The sequence below is a fragment of the Pseudomonas salomonii genome, from assembly GCF_900107155.1.
GTDB classification, from domain to species: domain Bacteria; phylum Pseudomonadota; class Gammaproteobacteria; order Pseudomonadales; family Pseudomonadaceae; genus Aquipseudomonas; species Aquipseudomonas salomonii.
Genome location: NZ_FNOX01000014.1, coordinates 56856 through 78539, shown reverse-complemented (window position 1 = coordinate 78539; position 21684 = coordinate 56856). Strand labels below are relative to the sequence as shown.

16 protein-coding genes and 1 pseudogene are annotated in these 21684 nt (G+C 56.1%); 9 read left to right on the top strand and 8 right to left on the bottom strand.

What is annotated here, in order from left to right; translation table 11 throughout:
• Positions 1–15 precede the first annotated feature (15 nt).
• The 3 genes from BLV67_RS27190 to metC form a co-directional block, all read right to left on the bottom strand.
• Positions 16–1122: an alkene reductase gene (locus BLV67_RS27190; protein ID WP_069787423.1), complete on the bottom strand. Its 1107-nt coding sequence runs from the start codon at positions 1120–1122 to the stop codon at positions 16–18.
• 41 nt (positions 1123–1163) lie between these two features.
• Positions 1164–1496 carry a carboxymuconolactone decarboxylase family protein gene (locus BLV67_RS27185; protein WP_069787424.1) on the bottom strand — a complete coding sequence of 111 codons (333 nt, stop codon included), beginning with the start codon at positions 1494–1496 and terminating at the stop codon, positions 1164–1166.
• Between the two features lie 214 nt (positions 1497–1710).
• Positions 1711–2880 carry a cystathionine beta-lyase gene (metC, locus tag BLV67_RS27180; protein ID WP_069787425.1) on the bottom strand — a complete coding sequence of 390 codons (1170 nt, stop codon included), beginning with the start codon at positions 2878–2880 and terminating at the stop codon, positions 1711–1713.
• Positions 2881–3253: 373 nt separating this feature from the next.
• Between metC and BLV67_RS27175 the strand changes: the two genes are divergently transcribed.
• From BLV67_RS27175 to BLV67_RS27150, 5 genes are all read left to right on the top strand, one after another.
• A complete protein-coding gene (locus tag BLV67_RS27175; RefSeq protein WP_083269386.1) occupies positions 3254–4723 on the top strand; it encodes an amino acid permease in 1470 nt (489 codons plus the stop codon).
• 679 nt (positions 4724–5402) lie between these two features.
• Complete coding sequence (locus tag BLV67_RS27165) at positions 5403–6212, top strand: helix-turn-helix transcriptional regulator (RefSeq protein ID WP_065931539.1); 810 nt, start codon at positions 5403–5405, stop codon at positions 6210–6212.
• A gap of 96 nt (positions 6213–6308) precedes the next feature.
• On the top strand, positions 6309–7718 hold the full coding sequence (locus tag BLV67_RS27160) for an NAD-dependent succinate-semialdehyde dehydrogenase (RefSeq protein ID WP_083269388.1): 1410 nt from the start codon (positions 6309–6311) through the stop codon (positions 7716–7718).
• Positions 7719–7759: 41 nt separating this feature from the next.
• Complete coding sequence (locus BLV67_RS27155) at positions 7760–8854, top strand: alkene reductase (protein ID WP_069787525.1); 1095 nt, start codon at positions 7760–7762, stop codon at positions 8852–8854.
• 417 nt (positions 8855–9271) lie between these two features.
• On the top strand, positions 9272–10033 hold the full coding sequence (locus BLV67_RS27150) for an SDR family NAD(P)-dependent oxidoreductase (RefSeq protein WP_074854555.1): 762 nt from the start codon (positions 9272–9274) through the stop codon (positions 10031–10033).
• Between the two features lie 272 nt (positions 10034–10305).
• On the opposite strand, the gene BLV67_RS27145 is transcribed toward BLV67_RS27150, so the two are convergent.
• The gene (locus BLV67_RS27145) at positions 10306–11079 is read right to left on the bottom strand and encodes an alpha/beta fold hydrolase (protein ID WP_069787426.1); all 774 of its coding nucleotides are present in this window, start codon (positions 11077–11079) and stop codon (positions 10306–10308) included.
• 491 nt (positions 11080–11570) lie between these two features.
• On the opposite strand from BLV67_RS27145, the gene BLV67_RS27140 reads away from it, so the two are divergent.
• Together BLV67_RS27140 and BLV67_RS27135 are read left to right on the top strand one after the other, a co-directional pair.
• A complete protein-coding gene (locus BLV67_RS27140) occupies positions 11571–12299 on the top strand; it encodes an AraC family transcriptional regulator (RefSeq protein ID WP_069787427.1) in 729 nt (242 codons plus the stop codon).
• 79 nt (positions 12300–12378) lie between these two features.
• Entirely contained in the window at positions 12379–13323 is a 945-nt protein-coding gene (locus tag BLV67_RS27135; RefSeq protein ID WP_069787428.1) for a DMT family transporter, read from the top strand.
• Between the two features lie 27 nt (positions 13324–13350).
• On the opposite strand, the pseudogene BLV67_RS32745 reads toward BLV67_RS27135, so the two are convergent.
• The 4 genes and pseudogenes from BLV67_RS32745 to BLV67_RS27115 all read right to left on the bottom strand — a co-directional run.
• A pseudogene (locus BLV67_RS32745) lies at positions 13351–13479 on the bottom strand (IS66 family transposase); the annotation flags it as partial.
• Between the two features lie 66 nt (positions 13480–13545).
• The gene (locus tag BLV67_RS27125; protein ID WP_065931195.1) at positions 13546–14844 is read right to left on the bottom strand and encodes an MFS transporter; all 1299 of its coding nucleotides are present in this window, start codon (positions 14842–14844) and stop codon (positions 13546–13548) included.
• 259 nt (positions 14845–15103) lie between these two features.
• Positions 15104–16021 (bottom strand): GntR family transcriptional regulator, encoded by a 918-nt coding sequence (locus BLV67_RS27120; RefSeq protein WP_239694307.1) that lies wholly within the window; start codon positions 16019–16021, stop codon positions 15104–15106.
• 89 nt (positions 16022–16110) lie between these two features.
• Positions 16111–17427: a CitMHS family transporter gene (locus tag BLV67_RS27115; RefSeq protein WP_069787429.1), complete on the bottom strand. Its 1317-nt coding sequence runs from the start codon at positions 17425–17427 to the stop codon at positions 16111–16113.
• Between the two features lie 318 nt (positions 17428–17745).
• Here BLV67_RS27115 and BLV67_RS27110 point away from each other — a divergent pair, with 318 nt between their 5' ends.
• Together BLV67_RS27110 and prpF are read left to right on the top strand one after the other, a co-directional pair.
• Positions 17746–20352, top strand: coding sequence for an aconitate hydratase (locus BLV67_RS27110; protein WP_069787430.1), 2607 nt, complete (start codon positions 17746–17748; stop codon positions 20350–20352).
• Positions 20353–20383: 31 nt separating this feature from the next.
• Positions 20384–21532, top strand: coding sequence for a 2-methylaconitate cis-trans isomerase PrpF (prpF, locus tag BLV67_RS27105; RefSeq protein WP_069787431.1), 1149 nt, complete (start codon positions 20384–20386; stop codon positions 21530–21532).
• Positions 21533–21684 lie beyond the last annotated feature (152 nt).

Genomic DNA, 21684 nt, shown 5'->3' with positions numbered 1-21684 from the left:
ATTTGCGAAGTGATATCAAGCGTAGGTTGCAGCGTATTCCGGGTAGTCCGTATAGCCTCTGGCCCCGATGACGCCGTAGAACGTGGAGAAGTCCGGTTCGGCCAACGGCCAGCCGTTTTGCATGCGCGCTACCAAGTCCGGGTTGGAGATGAAGGCGGTACCGAACGCGATCAGGTCGAGTTCACCCTTCTCCAATTCCTGATCGGCAAGCGCCTGAGTGAAGCCGCCGGCGCCGATCAGGGTGCCGCGATAAGCCTGACGGAATGCTGCGCCGAAGCCCTCCGGCGTGCCAGCCGCGGAGATAGTGGTCTGGTAGTTTAGGTGTACATACGCCAGGTTGCGCTCGTTGAGTGCCGACGCCACGCTCATCCAGGCCTCTGCTTCACCGTCAAAGGCCTCCATGTCGTAGATTCGACCGAATGGCGAGACTCGTACGCCGACCTTTTCTGCACCGATCTCGGCCGCGATTGCATCAACCGTTTCAAGCAGCAGGCGCTCGCGATTGGCGATGGAGCCGCCATATTGGTCAGTGCGAGTATTCAACTTGCTGCTCAGGAACTGATCGAAAAGGAACGCGTTAGCCGCCATCAACTCGACGCCATCGAACCCCGCTTCCATTGCCCGACGAGCGGAAGCCACGAAGTCCCGGATAACGCGTTGGACTTCATTGGTCGTCAGCGCACGTGGGCTGCTCGGAAGTACCGGGCCTTCTTTGCCGGGCTCGACCCAGGCATAAACCATGGTGGTGGTCGCGGGAACAGTCCCGGACGAAACAGGTGCCGCATTGCCCGGCTGGAGCGAGACGTGGGACAGCCGGCCGACGTGCCACAGTTGGGCGAAAATCTTGCCGCCTTTTGCATGCACGGCATCAGTGACTTTGCGCCAGCCTGCGGTTTGCTCATCGGTGTATAGGCCAGGCGTATACAGGTAGCCGCGGCCCTCGTCCGAGACGGGCAGGCCTTCAGTGATAATCAAGCCGGCCGAAGCGCGTTGCGCGTAATACAGTACGGTCAGTTCGCTGGGCATGTTCTCTGGGGTGCGCGTCCGAGTCATCGGTGCCATCACCACACGGTTGGCCAGTGCCAACCCAGGTAAGTCGTAAGGAGCAAATAGCTTAGTCATGAGTCATCTCGAAGTCGTTGTAAGGGTTATGGCTGGCGGGGTTATGACTTGTCGAACGCGTCCAGCACGTGGGTGCTGTAAACCAACGCGGCGCCAGCGTTCATGTTGATAGCGACTCCCAATGCTTCTGCAACTTCCTCACTGGTGACACCGACTTTTTTGGCCTCGGCAGCATGGAAAGCGATGCAACCATCACAACGAGTGGTCACTGCGACCGCAAGCGAGATCAGCTCACGGGTCTTGGCATCCAGATGATTGGTCTTGGCACCGGCACCACCGAGCGCGGCCATGCCTTTCATGGTTTCCGGGGTCAGCGCATTGAGTTCCATCAAACGGGTGTTGATGTCTTTACGGGTTTGCTTCCAATCTTGCATGGCGATTCTCACAGAATGAGTAGGAGCGGGGGGGCGTTGCTTAATTTTAATATAAGCTACCATTCAGTTGGTAGGCTTTCAATGCTGTTCTGCTGATATTCACTATTGACGACATCGAAGGTATGTACCGTCGTCGGGGGTTGTCGCCAGAAAAATAATTCTGTGCAAATCCTTGGTCGCCTCTGTGGCTACTCAGCCAATGAACGGGTGAGCATCACTCACGCAAGCGGTTGAACCTCTCGAATCCTTGTTTCAGATCTGCAATCAGATCGTCCGGGTCCTCAAGGCCAATATGAAGTCGGACCAAGTGCCCATCGGCTGCCCACGTCGTTGCACTTCTGACGGCCTTGGGTTCTGCAATCATTGCCAGGCTTTCAAAACCTCCCCAGGAATAACCAATCGAGAACAGCGACAAGTTGTCCAGAAGCGCATCTGCCGCCGCCTGTGAAGACGGCTTAGTCAGGAACGAAAGCAGGCCTGAGGCGCCCTTGAAGTCTCTTTTCCAAAGGTCGTGCTGAGGGTGAGATTCCAGGGCCGGATAATAAACAGCTTCCACTTCGTCCCGGGTTTCCAGCCACCTGGCCACACGGGTCGCGTTTCGGTAATGGCGCTCAAGCCTCACATCAAGCGTTCGCATGCCCCGAAGGGCCAGCGACACGTCGTCCGGACTGGCAAACAAGCCCATGTTGAAGTGATATTTCTTGAGGCTTTCCCAGGCTCGTTCTGAAGCCGAGACGGTTCCCAGGACTGCATCGGAGTGTCCCACGATGTACTTGGTTGCCGCCATGATTGAAAGATCCACGCCAAGCTCCAGCGACGGAAAGTAGAGTGGAGTACCCCAGGTATTGTCTGCAATAACCAGAATGTCATGGTCACGGGCAACCTCTGCGATTGCACGAATGTCAGGTATTTCCAGGGTTAAAGAGCCGGGAGACTCGGCGTAAATGGCTTTTGTGTTAGGCAGGATAAAGTCAGCGATGCCAGCACCGATTGTTGGGTCATAAAACGTGACCTCGATGCCCAGGCGGCTGCCAACGTGTTCAGCAAACGCTCTGATGGGCGCGTACACATTATCGGCAATCAGCAGGTGGTCCCCGGTACCTACCACACTGAGGATGGCGGTCGTACACGCTGAAAGCCCCGATGGACAAAGTACCGTGCCTTGAGCGCCCTCCAGTTGCTGCAAGGCCTGGGTGAGTGCCTCAGTCGAAGGGTTATTCCAGCGCCCATAGATATATTTCTGGCGACCTTCACGCATGGATTCACACGTTGGGAACGCGACCGTTGAACCACGGTAAACGGGTGTATTCACAAAGCCATGATGCTGCTCAGGCTCGATCGACGCATGAGCGAGCAGGGTTTGTACGGTTTTGTATTTTTTCATGTGGCCTTCCAAAGGGTGTACTGAGGGGCTGGCTGCGCATTTCAGCCGCTGTGGCTGATTAAGCTATCAAAATATTTATTTGTCTACCATGTGGATGGCGTATTTAAAAATGTCTATATAAATCAATTAAATAGTTGATTGTTGAAAATAAGCATTGAAAGGCAATCATGTGGATGGTAATTTTTTTGTGTTCGAACGTTTCACGGGATTAAGTCGTAAAATAAGAGCGTCTCACCAAACGTATCCTCTAAGGAGGTTTTGGCGTATGGGCGACAGATAGGTAAGCGTTTGTTTCGAACCCGTTTCCGGAAGTGGGCGAGATACTGTGGCGTGCGAGAAATAACGAACAGCACATTAACAGCATGGGTGAAATATGAAAAAGAATAATACCCTGACATCATATGACAGATCGGTAGCCCGAACAGACTGGCTCGATTCTCATGAAAACGGCTATTCAAAACATTTGAAAAGACGCCACGTGCAGATGATGGCGTTGGGCGGAGCAATTGGTACAGGCTTGTTTTTGGGGGCAGGTGCGAGGTTACAAATCGCCGGGCCGTCACTTGCGATTGTGTATTTGGTGTGTGGTGTGTTTGCGTTCTTTATCTTGCGCGCGCTGGGTGAACTGGTGATGCACCGCCCAAGCAGCGGCAGTTTTGTTTCTTATACCAGAGAGTTTATGGGGGAGGGGGCTTCATTTGTTGCCGGTTGGATGTATTTTCTGGTGTGGGCGTTAACCGGTGTTGTAGATATAACCGCCATCGCGATTTACATGAAGTACTGGAATATCTTCTCAGACTTTCCGCAGTGGGTATTTGCCCTGAGTGCGCTGGGTGTCGTCACCGTCATGAACATGGCAGGCGTTAAATGGTTTGGTGAAATGGAGTTCTGGTTTGCGGTTATAAAAGTCACCGCGATCAGTGTGTTTTTAGTGATTGGTTCGTTCTTTTTCGCTACCGGGCACGCGGTAGGCGGCACTGTTCCGGGTCTCCATTTAGTCTCAGACAACGGCGGGATATTCCCGCACGGGCTGCTGCCGGCCATTATCATCGTACAGGGGGTGATATTTGCTTACGCAAGCATAGAGTTGGTGGGGACAGCCGCCGGCGAAACGGCGGATGCAAAAAGCGTTATTCCTAAGGCCATCAACGGCGTGATCTGGAGAATCGGGCTGTTCTACGTGGGTTCCGTGTTTTTGCTGGTGACAGTTTTGCCGTGGACAGCCTATAGCGCCAACGTCAGCCCTTTTGTCACATTTTTCGAGGCGCTCGGGGTTCCGGGAATTGGATCTGCGATGAACATCGTCGTCATGACCGCCGCGCTCTCAAGCCTTAATTCTGGGTTGTACGCTACCGGTCGCGTCCTGCGATCACTTGCAATGGGCGGCTCTGCACCCTCGCTGTTTAAACGGATGAGTAGCCAGGGCGTTCCCTATATGGGGATCTTGGTCACTATGGGTATTAATATCATAGGTGTCGTACTCAACTTTCTGATCCCGTCTCAACTGTTCGAATTGTTATTAAACTTGGTGACACTTGGGATTCTCTCGACGTGGGCTTTTATCGTCTTGTCTCAGATCAACTACCGACGCGCGGTAAAGAGAGGTGAGGTGGCAATGGTTTCATTTAAAATGCCCGGTGCTCCATTTACCGCATGGCTGACCCTCCTGTTCTTGGCGGTGGTGTTGGTACTGGTGGGGTTGGATTATCCCAACGGAACTTACACAGTTCTTTCCATTCCGTTGGTGGCGACTGCGCTGGCCTTGGGCTGGTGGAAGGTCGTACGTTCAAGAACAAACGTCGCAGGCACAGTGGATACCATCACGGGTCATTTAGGCGTTTAGTGCGAAACGAAGAGAGGCCGACTACGTTCGTCCTCTCTTCGCCAGTGATTCACTCTTCAGAGATTGGAGGATGGTTTGCAATTCGTTGAGCTGTACGCGCAATGCGTCCCGCTCAGCCTGCGGAGCGTGCAAATAGGTATGCAGAATTTCTGCTTCGGGCGCGGGTGTCTGTCGGCACAAGTCCTGATATGCGGAAGGAACTGGTTTTTTTAAGTGTAAGGTCGGCGGGCTGAAAACAGAACTTGCCTATACAAGGTGTTTAATTTTCATGGCGATCTAATGAAACGTCATTTTACTTGCGAACGCATGGCTGGATGCTCATGGCCGTTCACTTTCGGCATCCCAATGTCAGAAATGATCAAGTCGAATTGTGTATCGCGGGCTGTTTCCAGAGCAATCTGTGGGTCATCTGAGCCGGAAGAGCGGTGATGTGTCCGAGCCATCAAGGAAATATATGAAGCGAGTCGAACGGGATTTCATCACGTTGTTCAATTATCTGTAGTATCAGGATTTACCGGTGTGGGAGGCGCATGCGTTAGCGGGACTTGCCGATTGGTCGCAAGGCAGTGCGCCACGCTGTTTGGAGCACCCCTCGGTGCCAGTGAGCAGCTGACAAGGCACTGGGCACCTCGCTTATTCAACGACCGGTATCGATCACTGGACTGGAGAGATAAAGATTATGGCGAAAAGACCTTCCATGGAACAGCGCCGGGAATTCGGGAAATTTCTCTCTAGCCGACGTGCGCGTCTTGAGCCCAAAGAGTTCGGCCTGCCGGAAGGGCCGCGTCGCACGCAAGGGCTGCGCCGCGAGGAGGTCGCAGTGCTCGCCGGAGTCAGCGTCAGCTGGTACACCTGGCTGGAGCAGGGCCGCGATATCCAGCCTTCACCAGACGCACTGCGCCGCATCGCCAAAGTGCTCAAACTCGACCGTATCGAGTCCGCCCACCTGTTTGCATTGTCTGCGCTTGAAGCACCCGCGGTTGAAGCTGGCGGCGGCGTCAGCGCAGGGCTGGAAATGCTCGTGCGTGCGATCAATCCCATTCCGGCCTACGTGCGTAATTCACGACTGGACATTCTGGCCTGGAACGATGCAATCGCCGAGCTGTTCGTCGACTACGGTTCGTTAGAGCCCCATGAGCGCAACACCCTGCGCCTGCTGTTCCTGTACATCCCCTATCGAACCTTGATCCTGGATTGGGAGCAGATGGCGCGCGGGATGATCAGCGCTTTTCGCGCTTCCCGTGCGTTGGCGCAGGATAAGGCGCCTTTCGACAGCCTGATCGAGGAGCTGTCCGCCCTGAGCCCGGAATTCCGCGAGTGGTGGCAGGACACAGAAGTCAAAGGCTTCGACGAAGGGCGCAAGCGTCTGCTGCACCCGGTCAGTGGCTATATCGATTTCACCTATGTGGCCCTGACGCCAGAGGGACGCCCGGATCTTTCGATGGTGACCTATATCCCTCGACACACTGCCTATGACCCGCAGTCATAGGATAACAACACGCCTTCCTGGCTCTCTCGGGCTTACCTAATGTGACGGCCATCGCAGCGCACAACGCGCTGCACCACCGCCAACGAGGTGATACCGATGACCAACCTGAACGCTATTTCGACCGCCCCTGCTTTCGCCACTTCGCGTAACCCGGCGACCGGCGAACTGATCGCGACTTACCCGTTTCAGACCCAGAGCGAAGTCGAGCAACTGCTGGACGTAAACGCCGCTGCCTTCCGCTTGTGGCGTGCCACACCAATGCGCGAACGTGTCACGGCCTATCGTCGTCTGTCCGCAATCCTGCGCGAGCGTGCGCAAATCATTGCTGGGCTGATCACCGCCGAAATGGGCAAGACCCTGGCTTCAGCCCGCGCAGAGGTGGAGAAGTGTGCCGCGACCATCGACTGGATTGCTGACAATGGCCCGGCGATCCTGGCTGATGAGCCAGTCAACGTAGAGGGAGACGATCAGGTTCACGTTTCCTTCTTGCCCATCGGCACCATCCTCGCGGTGATGCCCTGGAACTTTCCCCTGTGGCAGGTGATTCGCGCGTCAGGGCCGATCATGCTGTCGGGCAACGGGTTCATGCTCAAACATGCCCCGAATGTCATGGGCTCTGCCTACGCGCTGCAGGACGCCTATGAAGCAGCGGGCTTCCCGAAAGGATTGTTCGTCAATCTCATCGCCGACAATGAAACCGTGGCTCGCACCATCGAAGACCCACGCATCGCCGCAGTGACCCTGACGGGCAGCATGCGCGCAGGTTCGGCAGTGGCGGCCACCGCTGGCAAGGCACTGAAAAAGAGCCTTCTTGAGCTGGGCGGCTCCGACGCTTTCATCGTGCTGGCCGATGCCGATATCGACCTGGCGGTCAAGGCCGCTGTCGAGGCCCGTTTCCAGAACGCAGGTCAGGTATGTCTCGCGGCCAAGCGCTTTATCCTCGAGCAACCGATTGCCGAAGAGTTCACCCGAAAGTTCGTGGCCGCAGTAAAACAATTGAAGGTCGGCAACCCCCTGGATAGCGCCAACAACGTCGGGCCCATGGCACGCGGCGATCTGCGCGAAGAGCTTGATGGCCAAGTCCAACGCACCCTTGCAGCCGGCGCGACGTTGCTGCTCGGTGGCAAGAAGATCGAAGGCCCAGGCAATTTCTACGCGCCAACTGTGCTGGCCAACGTCCAGCCCGGCATGGCCGCGTTCGATGAAGAAACGTTTGGCCCCGTCGCCGCCATTACCATCGCCAGCAATGTCGAGCATGCCATCGTCCTGACCAACACCAGTGACTACGGATTGGGCGGCAGCCTGTGGACACAGGACATGGCGCGGGCGCAACGCATCTCTCGTCGCCTGGAAACCGGTGGGGTCTTCATCAATGGCTTCCCTGCAACCAATGCGCGTATTCCGGTGGGTGGCGTGAAAAAGAGCGGTTACGGCCGCGAGCTCTCGCATTTCGGCTTGCGGGAATTCACCAATGCGCAGGCCGTATGGGCCAAGACCATTGGCTGAGCGCATCCGCAATTGCCCTGACTTGCAGAGAGAAAAACATCATGAGTGATCGTTTCGCAAGCCCTGTCCTGCAGCCCGCCAAACTGGGCGAGCTGCAACTGAAGAACCGTATTGTGATGGCGCCGATGACCCGCAGCCGCGCGGACGATGTCGGTGTTCAACCTGACTACGTAGCTGATTATTACGGCCAGCGGGCAAGCACCGGATTGATTGTGACTGAAGCGACCAATATTTCGGCCCAGGCCCGGGGCTACTCGCGAACCCCGGGGATCTGGACTGAGGCGCAAATCGTTGCGTGGAAGCGTGTGACCGAGGCAGTGCACCGTCATGACGGCAAAATCTTCCTGCAACTCTGGCACACAGGACGCATGTCGCACCCTGACATGCACAACGGCGGCCTTACTGTAGCGCCATCGGCGATCAAGCCTCATGGGCAGATCCGGGTTCATGAAGGAATGAAAGATTTCGTTACGCCGCGGGCACTTGAAACCGATGAGATTCCCCTGATCGTAGAGGATTATCGCCGGGCCGCCCAAAGCGCCCGGATTGCCGGTTTTGACGGTGTAGAAGTGCATTCTGCGAACAACTATCTGCTTGAGCAGTTCATTCGCGACAGCACCAATGTTCGCACAGACCGTTACGGCGGTTCGCTGGAAAATCGCCTGCGCTTTCCTCTGGATGTGGTCAAGGCCGTCATTGGCGTGTGGGGCCCCGACCGTGTTGGCATCCGCATCTCTCCAGTGACTACAACGCCCGGCGAAACGCCACTGGACAGCAATACCATGGCCACCTTCGGTGCCTATGTTGCCGCGCTGTCGGACTTGGGGGTGCTGTATATCCATGAGATCGAGGGCGTCACTCAGTTAAGTCGCGAAGAGGTCAACGGCGTTGACTTTAAACAATTGCGGCAGCGCTTCAGCGGAGCCTATATCGCCAACAACCAGTACACGCTGGATCTGGCCGAGCAGACTCTGGCGGCAGGGGAAGCGGACTTCTTTAGCATTGGCCGCCCGTTTATCGCCAACCCCGACCTGATTTATCGCTTGGGCAGCGGAGCGCCTTTGGCGCAAGCGCCTAAGGTCTATTGGTACGGTGGCGATTCGACGGGTTACTCGGACTGGCCTGCAATGGGATAAACCCTTCGTCGAGCTGAAGTCCCCCCTCAAAGCCGTCGCCAGTCGACGGCTTTTCCATGCCCGAATATAAAGACTTCGTTCCCAAGGATTGGCACAGCTTAGAGCTGATTCACGTCTATAGGGCGTCGGGGCGTGACGTACCGAGTCGTGCCGTGGCCCATGCGCGCCGCCCGTTGTTCTGCCTGCATGTAGCCAAACCCGTTAGCGAAGCAGGCGCTCCACTCTATTGTCGGGCTGTACGAAGTCGAGCGACATGCCCAGCCGCGCGCTTGGGTTCGAACGAGTTATTCGTCAGGTCGCTGCGCAGCGAGCCAGTGAGATCAAGCCTCTGCTTGCGCATCGGTGAATGCCTGACTGATCTGCGCAAGTTGTGTACGCTGGCTGCTTACGCTCTGGAAACTCATTCGAGATATCCCTATGAAACCCAATCCGACAATCGACAACGGATTACGCGTCGCATTGGTGACAGGATCGACTTCCGGTATCGGCGCAGCCATTGCACGTGTACTCAGCCGTGCAGGCTATGCGGTGGTGCTTCATTCGCGAAATTCTGCAGAGACGGGACGCGCCATGGTTGCCGAAATGAAGCAGACTGTTTACGTGCAAGCTGATCTTGCTGTCGAAGCTGACAGGGTCAGGCTTGTTGACGAGGCTATTGCCGCGTGGGGGCAGCTCGACGTATTGGTCAATAACGCTGGTATTAGCAGAGTCATTGCGCACGGCGACCTTGCGTCTGCAAGTTCGGCGGTGTGGCACGAACTTAACGAGGTCAATGTCGTGGCGCCGTTTCACCTGGTCGTTTTGACCGAGTCGGCATTGCGCGATGCTGCCCGTTACCGTCGAGCAGGCTGCGTCGTGAACATCAGTTCGCATGCCGGTATCCGTCCTAAAGGCGCATCGATTCCCTATGCGGTAAGCAAAGCTGCGCTGAATCACATGACCCGCTTGCTCGCGGTATCGCTTGGGCCAGAAATTCGCGTAAACGCTGTGGCGCCTGGCTTGGTCGATACGCCATTGACAGCAGAGTGGACAGAGGCCCAGGAGCTGTGGCGAACTCGCGCTCCTATGCGCAGGGCCGCCAGCCCGGACGACATCGCAAAAGCTGTCGCCATGCTGGTCGAGTCGGACTATTTGACCGGCGAGGTGCTCCTGTCAGACGGGGGGTTGAACCTGACCTAGGTTTAGCGTGCTCCTGTGCAGCAGGCGAAAATGCAAGTCACGCTGTTTCGCCGACTCGCTTAAACGCCGGACGGATCCCGTAGTGTTTCAGGGCGAGCGAAATTCTCCGGTCGGCTACAGTTCGCTAAAAACTTGCTGGCATCAACGGAAAAGCCCGACATTAAGTCGGGCCTGGTGGAGCATATTCAGTTATTTACCAGTTCATGACAGTCATCTCACGTGCCAGAGTTGATAGAGAAATTGCGGCATTACAATGATCGTCCACCTTCGAATCATTGCGCGGCTTTGATAATCAGATCCGCGACTGCTTTCGGATAAGCGAGCATTGCGACGTGGCTCGAAGGCACTTCTATAGAAGTGGCGTGCATGCGCTTTGCCTGATCGCGTTGCTGCTGCGGCGAAATGATCAGGTCATTAGCGGCTACAACTGCGAACGAAGGCACCTTGTGCCAGGCAGCATGGGGAACTGGTTGACCCAGTGCTTTGCTGTTCAACGCGCCTTGAGTTGCTGCAATCAGTTTTTGTTCCGAAGGCGAAAGGTCAGGTGCGAAAAACTTGGCGACGCCTGCGTCGCTGACCTTTAGGTAGCCATCGTGATCTTTTACGAAAGACGCCAGCCCTGGCATTTGCGGGTAGCCTTTAGCTGAGTCGTACACAGATTGGCCGTCATCGGGTGCGTAAGCCGCCACATACACCAAGGATTTGACCTTGTCGTTGACGCCGGCGTCGCTGATAACAGCGCCCGCCCATGAGTGCCCAACCAGAACCACAGGCCCTTGCGCATCGGTGATCGCGCGGTTGGTAGCGGCGACGTCGCTGTCCAGTGAGTCCAGCGAATTCTGCACCGCGACCACCTTCAGTCCAGCTTTCTCAAGTAATGGAATCACTTTGTTCCACGATGAACCGTCAGCGAACGCGCCGTGTACGAGTACGACCGTTTTGGCGGCCTGTACAGCGGCGGGATTTTCCTGTGCAGCAGCCGCAGTGCTAAGCGCAGCCAGCGTCAGAGATGAGATGAGAGCGGCAATTCTCGTTTTGGATTTCATCTTTTTATTCCTTGTGCAAGTTTGATTAGGGTCAGCATTGAGTCGTCAAACTGAGCGTCGTTGGTTTCTTGAGCACTATCGCCAGCGCCAGGAGCGCCACGAGTAATTGGGAAGTCGATAACCAGACCGCGTTCGAGGCTCGTGTGTCGATCGTCAAGCGCTTATTGCGCTGCGATGGATGCCACTCTAGGTAGGCTCAAAAATCCCAACAAGGAGTGTTGTTATCCTATGAGTACGGGTCATAGGCTCGACGGAAACCAAGATCATCTGCGGAAAGTTCGGGGGGCAAGCAGATAGGCATATCCTGGCAGTGCAATCGAAGCTAAGGTGAATCGAAGGGAAAACGTAAGCGTATGGCCAATACAGCCTGTGCGATCAACGGTCTGATCCGTAGATGTTAGAATCAGTGGCAAGTCTGACCTGACGCGGGCGCGCATTGGGCGTTTTGGGACGTCAACCTTGGATAACCAGACGGGCCGGAAGGTGCACTAATGTTTCTTAGTCTTGAAGTTCGCAGCTATGAGAGGGAAGACCGTCACCACTACCACGAGCATGCTCAATTGGTACTGCCGATTCGTGGCGAAATGGAAATTGACGTAAACGGTCGCGGCGGCTGCATTGATCAGTCACTGGCAGCGCTTGTGACACCTGGCTCGATCCATTCGCAGCAAACTCACCTCGATAGCCGTTTCTTAGTTTTGGACTGTGCGCCGACAATTATGGAAACGCTCCAGATCGAGCGTCTTGCTCAGAAAATATATGTGCCCATTTCCCCCGCTACTCGTCGGCTTATAGAGTTCGCTGAGCTAATCGGCAATGCGCAATTGTCCATCGCGGCCGCCCAATTGGGGCCTCTGCTTTTGTCGTCTCTAAATCCGGATATCTCCCGCTTTCCAGACCCCATGAAGCAGTTGATCGCTCGTGTTCAGGCGGATCCTGGAGCGAACTGGAGCAATGAAAGCATGGCTCAAGTAGCAAAAATGAGCATGAGCCAGATGCACCAACGTTTCCGGCTAATGTTCGAGATGAGTCCGCAAGCTTGGTTGACTGATTTACGCCTGCAAGAAGCTCAACGATGGTTGCGTGGAACCTCATTGACCATATCCGAGATTGCCTTGCGTGCCGGCTTTTGCGACCAGGCATCGCTGACCCGTGCCATGCAGCGCGTGAGGGCCACGACCCCGGCGGTTTATCGTAAAACGCAAAAACAGTCTGGGTAAAAAATCCCGTAGTTACCGACAATACTCCCCGAATCAGTTGCTCCAGACTTTACCCATAACGCTTTGGAGCGCGGATGAAATGTTTGCTGACCGATTACTGCTAAAGGGCATTGTCTACGGAGTTTGCGCGGGCCTGTGTTGGGGAGTGATCTTCCTCGGCCCCCAGCTCACCCCGGGGCTGAGCGGCCTGCAATTCGCCGTTCTGAGATTTCTCTGCTACGGCGCGATTTCGGTGGCCTTGCTTATGCCCCGCTGGAGGCGCGTTTGCGCCAATCTCACCATCGCCGACTGGAAGTCACTCTTCTGGCTTAGCCTGATTGGAAACCTCATTTACTACACGCTGGTGGGCACCGGTGTGCAGTTGGTTGGCATTGCCACAACGTCTCTGATCGTCGGACTCATTCCGGTGTTCGTCACGCTGGCAGGTCGTCATGACGTCAACGCTATTTCTTTGCGCAAGCTCACTCCCTCGCTGTTCTGCGCTGTGGGCGGGGTCGTACTCATCAGCTGGCACGCACTGATCAACGGCGACAAGCCAGATATACTGACAAACCTCGCCGGAATTCTATGCGCAGCGGGCGCGTTAGTGACATGGAGTTGGTTCGCAGTGAGCAACGCTCGGCGGCTGGTTCAGGTAGCCAGTGTTTCCGCCCATGACTGGGCACTGCTGACAGGGGTCATGACTGGCGCTCAGTCACTGCTTTTGGCGGTACCTGTCCTGGGCAGGCAGGTCGGAACGCATGACAACTCCGAATGGCTACACTTTGTCATGGTAGCCGGTGGCGTAGCGTTTTTATCTTCGGTTGTGGGTAATGCGTGCTGGAATCAGGCGAGCCGACTTCTACCACTGGCACTAAGCGGACAAGTGCTCGTGATTGAGACGTTAGCGGCGCTGGTTTTTGGATTTCTATGGGAGCATCGGCTGCCCGACTCACATGAAATTGCGGCGATTGCGCTTCTGGTCACCGGTGTCGTGTGGTGTCTGAATTGTCATCGTACTCCCCGTCACTCTCCGGCTGTTTAACTCGTACAGAGATGCTATAGCGACAGGAATACTGACTGCCCCGTCATCGATGTAGCGTGATAGCGCTGCCCAGCGTTTCAGGCTGTAATCGAGTGCTCTACTGATGGCTGAGCCTTCGGGCAGCAGATCGCGCTGGGCGCTCATCCAGGCATGGAGGATGTTCATCACCAGCGCCCTTCAGGCGCTGTATGAGAACGGTGCGAGAACTGATAGATCGAAATCTTAAGCGATTTGTGGAGTTAGAAGCTCGGTAGCCCGCTGGTTCTCAGGAATCATCGGCGTCCTGGTCATGCTCAGCGTCACAATTGCACCAGTTACTAGCAGTCCACCTGCAATGGCGAACGCCCAGTTGTAGCTTCCGGTTTCGTTGATGACATAGCCAGTCACAACGGGCGCCAACATGCCGAAAATGTTACCGCCCACCACGACAAATGCCATCGCCCGGCCCACATCGCCCGAGCTTGGGAGCATGTCGTTGAGCAAAGAGAAGTTCAACGATGTGGTCGAAGCGATGCCTGCCAAGGTGAGGGAGAAAATCAACACCAGGAGGGCGATGTTGTCGGCAAACGGGATCAGCAAAATGCAGCTTGCGATCAGCATGGTCAGGGCGATGACGTTACGACGTTTGCCAGAGGCGGCACCACCGCCGTTCTTGAGATACTGGTCGCTCAACTTGCCGATCACAATGCACAGCACCACGGCGGCTGCGTAAGGAATGGCTGTGAACAGACCGCTCTTGGCAATGGTCAGGTGTTTTACTTCTTGCAGGTAGCTCGGTAGCCATGTCAGGAACAGATACTGCGTGTAGACGTTGCAGCCTTGAGTGATAGCCAGGCCCCAAAGGGTCGGAGTTTTCAGCAGTTTTTTGAGGCCATAGGCCGCCGTTGCGGTATTGCCGGTTGAAGTGGTGGCGCGAGTGGCAACGATGTGTTCGCGCTCGTCTTTCGCAAGCCACTTCACCTGCTCAGGCTTGTCGTAGAAGAAGTACCACACCACTAGCCAACTAAACCCGATGGCGCCCGCTATCACGAAAGACAAACGCCAGCCGAATGCTGCAACCAATGCAGCGAGCACCACTGAACAGATCGCTGGGCCCGCATAAGAGCCGCTGTTGAAGATAGCGGTGATGGTGCCGCGCTCCGTGCTCGGAATCCATTCACGAATGACCTTGGCACCCACCGGGTTGCTAACCGATTCGCCGGCGCCCATGACTAGCCGTGCAGCCAACAGACTGGCAAAGCTGGATGCTGCACCTGTGAGTGCCGTTGCCAGAGACCAGATGAAAATACCTAAGCCGCCGACGCGTTTCACGCCGTACCTATCAATCAGCAGGCCGACCGGAATCAGGAAGAGCGCATAGCTCCAGATGAAGGACGAGAATAGGTAGCCCATCCCGACTGATGTGAGATGAAACTCTTCTGCGATGGGTTTGGCCGCAATGGAAAGCGCGATGCGATCCATGTAATTGACCATGGCCAAGGAGAATAGGAAGACGGCTATCCAGCCTCTACGGTATGACATGTGTTCACCATTATTCTGATTGTGGTGTGTGCGTAACCGAGCTTCAGGCATGGCGTTGTGTTCAGGCGGACACGTATGCGAGAGCTCGTTTCTTTGCAGGGCTCAAAGTGTACTTTGTAATGATATAAGTCAATCTGTGTTTTCTGAAAAACAGATGGGACCAGACGACTGACGTGAGGCGTCGATGGCGATCGGCGGGCAGGAAAGAGCGCACGTGACCTAGACAGGTCGCGTGACAACTCCAGGGCAGGCGTTGGGCTTATTCGAAGAGAGCGGGGTCGACTTTGTGGCGTCTTGCCTGTTCCAGATGGCGTCGCATTTGATCAGCGGCTGCCAGTCGGTCGCCCCGTTCCAGGCACTCCAGAATCGCCAGGTGTTCTTCGGCTTGGCCTTTACGGGGTGTACGTGCGCTTGCCTGCCGGTATTCAACGAGCCGGCGTAGTTGGTCGAGGCGACGTACGGTCTGCTGTAGGAAGCGGTTGCCTGAACATGCCGCCAGAGTCTCGTGGAACAGAGAGTTGGCCTCAAACAACTCCTGTGCCGTCATCGTCAGATACCCACCATTGGCAATGAATTCCTGCTGCCGACGACAGGCCGCCAGGGTTTCGCGATCAAGCTGAAATGTCGGTGACAGAAGGCCGGAAGGCTCAATGGTGGCGCGAAAGGAGTAGCTTTCTTCATAGGCTTCGACAGAGTCGATCATCGGCAGCAGACGCCATCCCTGACCCGCACGCTGTTCGACCCAGCCTTCTTGCTGGATACGGGACAGTACGGCTCGCAGCGCTGCCCTGGAAACGTCAAACTGGCGCATAAATTCGATCTCAGTAAACAGCTCAGGAAGCTGTCTGCTCAGTCGCAGCTCTGCAAGTTTCAGGTAAAGAGGATCGTCGCTGTTTCCCATGACCTCAGAGACGAGATCACCCAGATCATCGCTCGCGCGGGCTAGGAAAAAACCTCTGTTGCGGTCATAGGTCAGCATGCCTTTTTCGACCAGATGGCCCATGGCGAACTTGACCGGCGTGCGCGACACATTGAGCGTCGTAGCCAGCTGGGACTCGACCAGGTGATGACCAACAGGGAAGCGTTCACGACGTACGTGGGAGACGATGTCACGCGCAATGCGTGCTTGCAGTGGGCTTAGAGGCATAGGATCGGGAACCAGAAAGAGCTGAACCACAGAGCTGCCATTCTAGCGCGTCGTGCCATGCAGCGGCAGAGACCACTCTTCTGATCTCCGCCGATGTGTTTTGAACGCGCAATATCTGTTCAGCGAACCTGATAGAACGGGAAAGCGCCGAACAGTACGCCCCCTAGGAACAATCCAAAGCTTGCTAGAATCGCCCACTTCAGCGCGAATCGCTGGTGATCGCCCAGGTCGACCTTGGCCAAGGCGACCAGCAAATAAAGCGAGGGCACGAGAGGACTCAATAAGTGAACCGGCTGGCCAACAACGGACGCGCGCGCAATTTCCAGTGGTGTAATGCCGTACTGGGCAGCGGTCTGAGCAATGACTGGCAGGATCCCGAAGTAGAACGCATCGTTCGACATGAAAAAGGTGAACGGCAGGCTCACCACGGCAGTGAATACTGCAAGAAATGGCCCGAAGCTCGGCGGAATCACGTACAGCAGGCTTTTGGCCATTGAGTCCACCATGCCGGTGCCGGACAGGATTCCAGTGAAGATACCTGCAGCGAAGATGACAGCCGTTACCGCCAGTACGTTGGCTGCGTGAGCTGCAATGCGGGCTTTTTGATCCTCGATTGTTGGGTAGTTGAGCGTGATCGCGATGGCAAAGCCGACCATGAACAGTATCTGGATCGGCATAGTGCCCAGCACTAGGCATGTGATGAGGGTCAGCGTCAGGATGAGGTTCGGCCAGAACATTTTCGGACGTCGGTTACCGTCACACTCTTCAGCAGAACCGGTACCCAGCGCCATCGATCCGTCGTGGAAATCGTCCAGGTGAATGATGCCAAGACGCGCACGCTCCTTTCTTCCCAGAATCACGGCGGTGAACACCAGGCAGGCAGCACCGATCAGCATCCCAGGGATCATCGGAACAAAGATGTCCATGGCATCAACATGCAAGGCAGCGGCTGCGCGCGCGGTAGGGCCACCCCACGGGGAGATGTTCATGATGCCGCTGGCGATGTTGACCAGGCACGTCATCCCCAGAACGCTCATCCCCAGTCGCTGATAAAGCGGCAGAAATGCTGCACACGCAATCATGTAGGTCGTTGAGCTATCACCGTCCAGCGACACCAGCATGGTTAGCACGGCAGTACCGACCAGAACCTTCAAAGGGTCGCCTTTCACCAGCTTCAGGATGAAGCGCACCAACCCATCGAAAAGCCCTGCGTCAATCATGATCCCGAAGTACAGGATCGAGAACGTCAGCATGACGCCGGTAGGGGCCAGCGTTTTCACGCCGTCGAGCATCATCCCGCCCAAACCTGCGTAGTGCCCGCCAATCAGGGCGAACAGGATGGGGATCAGGATCAGAGCGATCAACGCCGAAAGGCGCTTGGTCATGATCAGGTACATAAAACAGATGACCATCGAAAAGCCAAGGATTGTCAGCACGGTCGAACTCCCTTTTTTCTTGTATTTGTAGGGCACCTGGCAGCCTGACAGCTGCAAGGTAGCCGGCGTGATTCAGGTCGAGACAGGCTCGATGCGCAAGGGAGGTTGAACGGATCGGGTGTGCGCAAGCTGGATCATGGTGGGCCTCATTTTCTTATGTTTATTTTTTTGAACCGTACCTGCCTGGCTGAGCGCGAAGAGGTACGTCCGATTTCGGTGGTGGGGTGAATCGGATGAATCAACATTGACCTATATCATTACAAAGTGCAATATTGCCCTCACAAAAACATTGCTTGTACAGCCTGTGAGGATTAGCCAATGCCTGAGTCAAAGGGTCAAATCGTTTCCGCCAACGGGATCGAGTACCGTGTCAGCGACATTCGTGGGGTCGTGACTGACCTGGGCGGTGATTACGCAAAGCTGCCCTACAGTCTGCGAATCCTTGCCGAGAACGTTTTGCGCGGGGAGGCTGACCCTGAAGCCGCGCTCAAAGTCATCTGCGCCCGCTCCAAAGAATTCGATATCCCTTTCCGACCAGCCCGTGTTGTCCTGCAGGATCTGCTCGGTACGCCTGCGTTGGTCGACCTCGCCGGGCTGCGTGATGCTGTTGCCGAGAAAGGTGGCAATCCACGCCTGGTCAACCCTGTCACTCCAACTCACCTCGTCGTGGATCACTCGCTCAACGTCGAGCGTTGGGGGGATGCCAGCGCACTTGCCGATAACGAAGCCATCGAGCGTGAACGCAATGCCGAACGTTTTCAGTTCCTGGACTGGTGCAACAAGGCGTTCAGCAATTTGTCGATTATTCCTTCGGGCAAGGGCATCCTTCACCAGATCAACTTGGAGCGCCTGACTACGGTCGTGGGGACTCAGCGTCGTGACGGCGAGCTGTGGGCATTCCCGGATACATTGGTCGGCACCGACAGCCACACCACTATGATCAATGCCATTGGCGTGTTGGGCTGGGGTGTAGGCGGTATCGAAGCTGAAGCGGCAATGCTGGGTAAATCGTTGATGCTGCGTTTACCGGAGATTGTCGGCGTACGTCTGGAAGGCACGTTGCCTCAAGGCTACTTGGCAACGGACATCGCACTGGCGCTCACTGAGCAACTGCGCAAGGCTGGCGTGATCGGTTCATTCCTGGAATTCTTCGGCCCTGGCGTACCACAACTGTCGCTGGCTGATCGTGGCACTTTGTCCAACATGGCGCCTGAGTTCGGCGCAACCGCGGCGATGTTCGCGATTGATGATCGTACTCTGCATTATTTGCGCATGACGGGTCGTGGCGGTCAGATTTCCGGCCTGACTGAGGCTTATGCTCGCGCTCAAGGCCTGTGGCATGACAGCCTGGGTGAGGCTGAGTACAACCGCGTCGTAACGCTGAATCTCAGCTCTGTTGCGCGTTCAATTGCGGGGCCAAAGCAACCACACCAACGAATTGTATTGGGTCAAAAAGCACCAGCGACCAACCTTCCAGTTGGCTTGGACAACGGCTCGGTCGTCCTCGCGGCTATCACCAGCTGCACTAACACTTCTAACCCACGCGGCGTGATCGCCGCCGGGTTGGTCGCGCGAAACGCACGTAAACGTGGCTTGAAGCGTGCTCCTTGGGTCAAGACGTCCTTTGCACCTGGCTCGATGGTCGTTTCTGATTACCTCGAACGTTCCGGGCTCAACGAAGATCTCGACGCATTGGGCTTCAACCTGGTCGGTTACGGCTGCACCACCTGTAACGGTATGTCGGGGCCACTGCTGAGCCCTGAGATCGAAGCAGAGATCCGTAGCCGCAAGCTGGAAACCGTGGCAGCGACCTCCGGCAATCGTAATTTCGAAGGTCGGGTTCACCCACTGGCTCGCGAAGTCTTCATCATGTCGCCGCCGCTGATTGTTGCTTATGCCATCTCCGGCACCTATTTGATCGATCCGGAGAAAGATGCTCTCGGCCTGGATGACAACGGTGTGCCTGTTTACCTGCACGAGCTGTGGCCAAGTGACGAAGAACTAACACGGATCGAAGCGGACAACCTGACCGCAGACCTCTTCGACAAGGCGTACGAAGATATCCCTCGTGAAGCAGGTTTGATTGCCAGTGACTTGCGTGCAGGCGTCAGCGACCAATATGCCTGGCAGGCCAGCAGTACGTACATCCGCAAACCCCCGTACTGGAGCGACGCGGTCACGGCTACGGATACCCGCAAAGATCTCAGCAATATGCGTGTCCTCGCCATGCTGTCAGACAACATCACCACCGACCACATTTCTCCATCGGGTGCGATCCTGCCGGAAAGTGATGCGGGTCAATACCTGCAGTCCCACGGTATCGCTGTGCCTGAGTTCAACTCCTACGGCACTCGTCGGGGCAACCATGAGGCTGCACAGCGTGCGACCTTCGCAAGTCCACGCCTGAAGAACGAGCTGCTCGAAGATGGTCGCGAAGGCCCATGGACACTGCTGCTGCCCGAGAAAGAAGTCACAACGATTTTCAAGGCTGCTGAGGTCTACGCGGATCGCAAGCAGTCGCTGATCGTCGTTGCCGGTAAGGAATATGGAAGCGGTTCCTCTCGCGACTGGGCAGCCAAAGGCCCACGGCTGCTGGGTGTTCGTGTTGTGGTCGCAGAGAGCTTCGAGCGTATCCACCGCACGAACCTGGCAGGGCTCGGCATCCTTCCGCTGCAGTTCGAGCAAGGTGTCTCGCGTCAAAGCCTCGGTCTGAACGGCCGCGAAATCTTTAGCGTAGAGGGCATCACTGATGACTTCCAGCCAGGCGCCAAGGTCACTCTGGTGATTGAACGCGAAAACGGCGAAACCGAGCGCGTCAGCGTCGTGAGCCGTCTGGATACCTTCGAGGACGTTCGTTACTTGCGCAGCGGTGGTTTGTTGCCGCAGTTGCTGATCGAAAGCATGAAGAACGCATCCGCCAACTGATGCGCCGCTGATTTGTCGTAGGAGATATCAAATGACTCAAAGACGTATCCCAGCTGTTTACATGCGTGGCGGCTCCAGTAAGGGCGTGTTCTTTCTCGACAAGGATCTGCCGCCTGCTGGCCAAGAGCGGGATGCCATCCTTCTTCGTGTGATCGGCAGTCCAGATGTGTACGGCAAGCAGATCGACGGAATGGGTGGTGCTACCTCCAGTACCAGCAAGGTTGTGATCATCGGTCAAGCAAGTCGTGAAGATTGCGACGTTGATTATCTGTTCGGGGCTCCGGCCATCGAGACACCGGTTATTGACTGGTCAGGTAACTGCGGCAACCTGAGTTCGGCTGTTGGCCCGTATGCGATCTCTGAAGGCTTGGTGGATGCTCCTCGTGATGGCATCGCCGTTGTCCGTATATGGCAGGCCAATATACAGAAACGAATCATCGCCCACGTGCCGATGCGCAACGGTGAGGTGCTGGAGGAGGGTGACTTCGTACTTGATGGTGTGGCGTTTCCAGCTGCTGAAATCGTGCTGGAGTTTCTCAAGCCTGGCGGGTCGGACGGCAGCATTCTGCCCACCGGTAACGCCGTCGATGAACTGGAAATTCCAGGCATTGGCCTTATGCCCGTCACGTTGTTGAACGCGGGTAACCCCACCATTTTCCTTGAGGCTGACCGAGTGGGTCTCAAAGGTACCGAAACTCAGGATCAGGTCAATGGCGATGCCGAGCTCCTGGCGCGCTGTGAAACCATCCGTGCGCATTGCACTGTTGCGATGGGGTTGGCCGCAACCGCCGAAGAGGCAACTCGTCTGCGTCCGCATACGCCCAAGCTTTGCTTTGTGGCCAAGCCTCAGAGCTATCAGGCTGCGGGTGGCAAGTTCGTCGAGCCAGGTGATATCGACGTGATCGCCCGGATCCTGTCGATGGGCAAGCTGCACCACGCGATAACGGGTACTGGCGCAGTCGCGGTTGCTGTCGCGGCTGCTCTTGATGGCACGCTGGTGAATCGTATCGTTGGCGACATTGGGGATCGCCAAGTTCGTATGGGGCATACCGCCGGCAGCGTGGCAGTAGGCGCGAAAACCGTGCTGGAAGATGGTGGCTGGAGTGTGGACAAGGCTGTGATGAGCCGCAGTGCTCGCCGGCTGATGGAAGGTTGGGTACGAGTTCCTGAAGTTCTCTGATTCAGCCCGTGTTCATGTCGGTTTGCGCCCGGCATGAGCACACCGCCCCGTTCAATAATAAAAACAACAGAGAACCATTCCATGAGTTCATCCCAATTCCCTAGGCACTCGATGCCCCGCCGTCAATTCATACAGCTTTCTGCGCTAGCGGC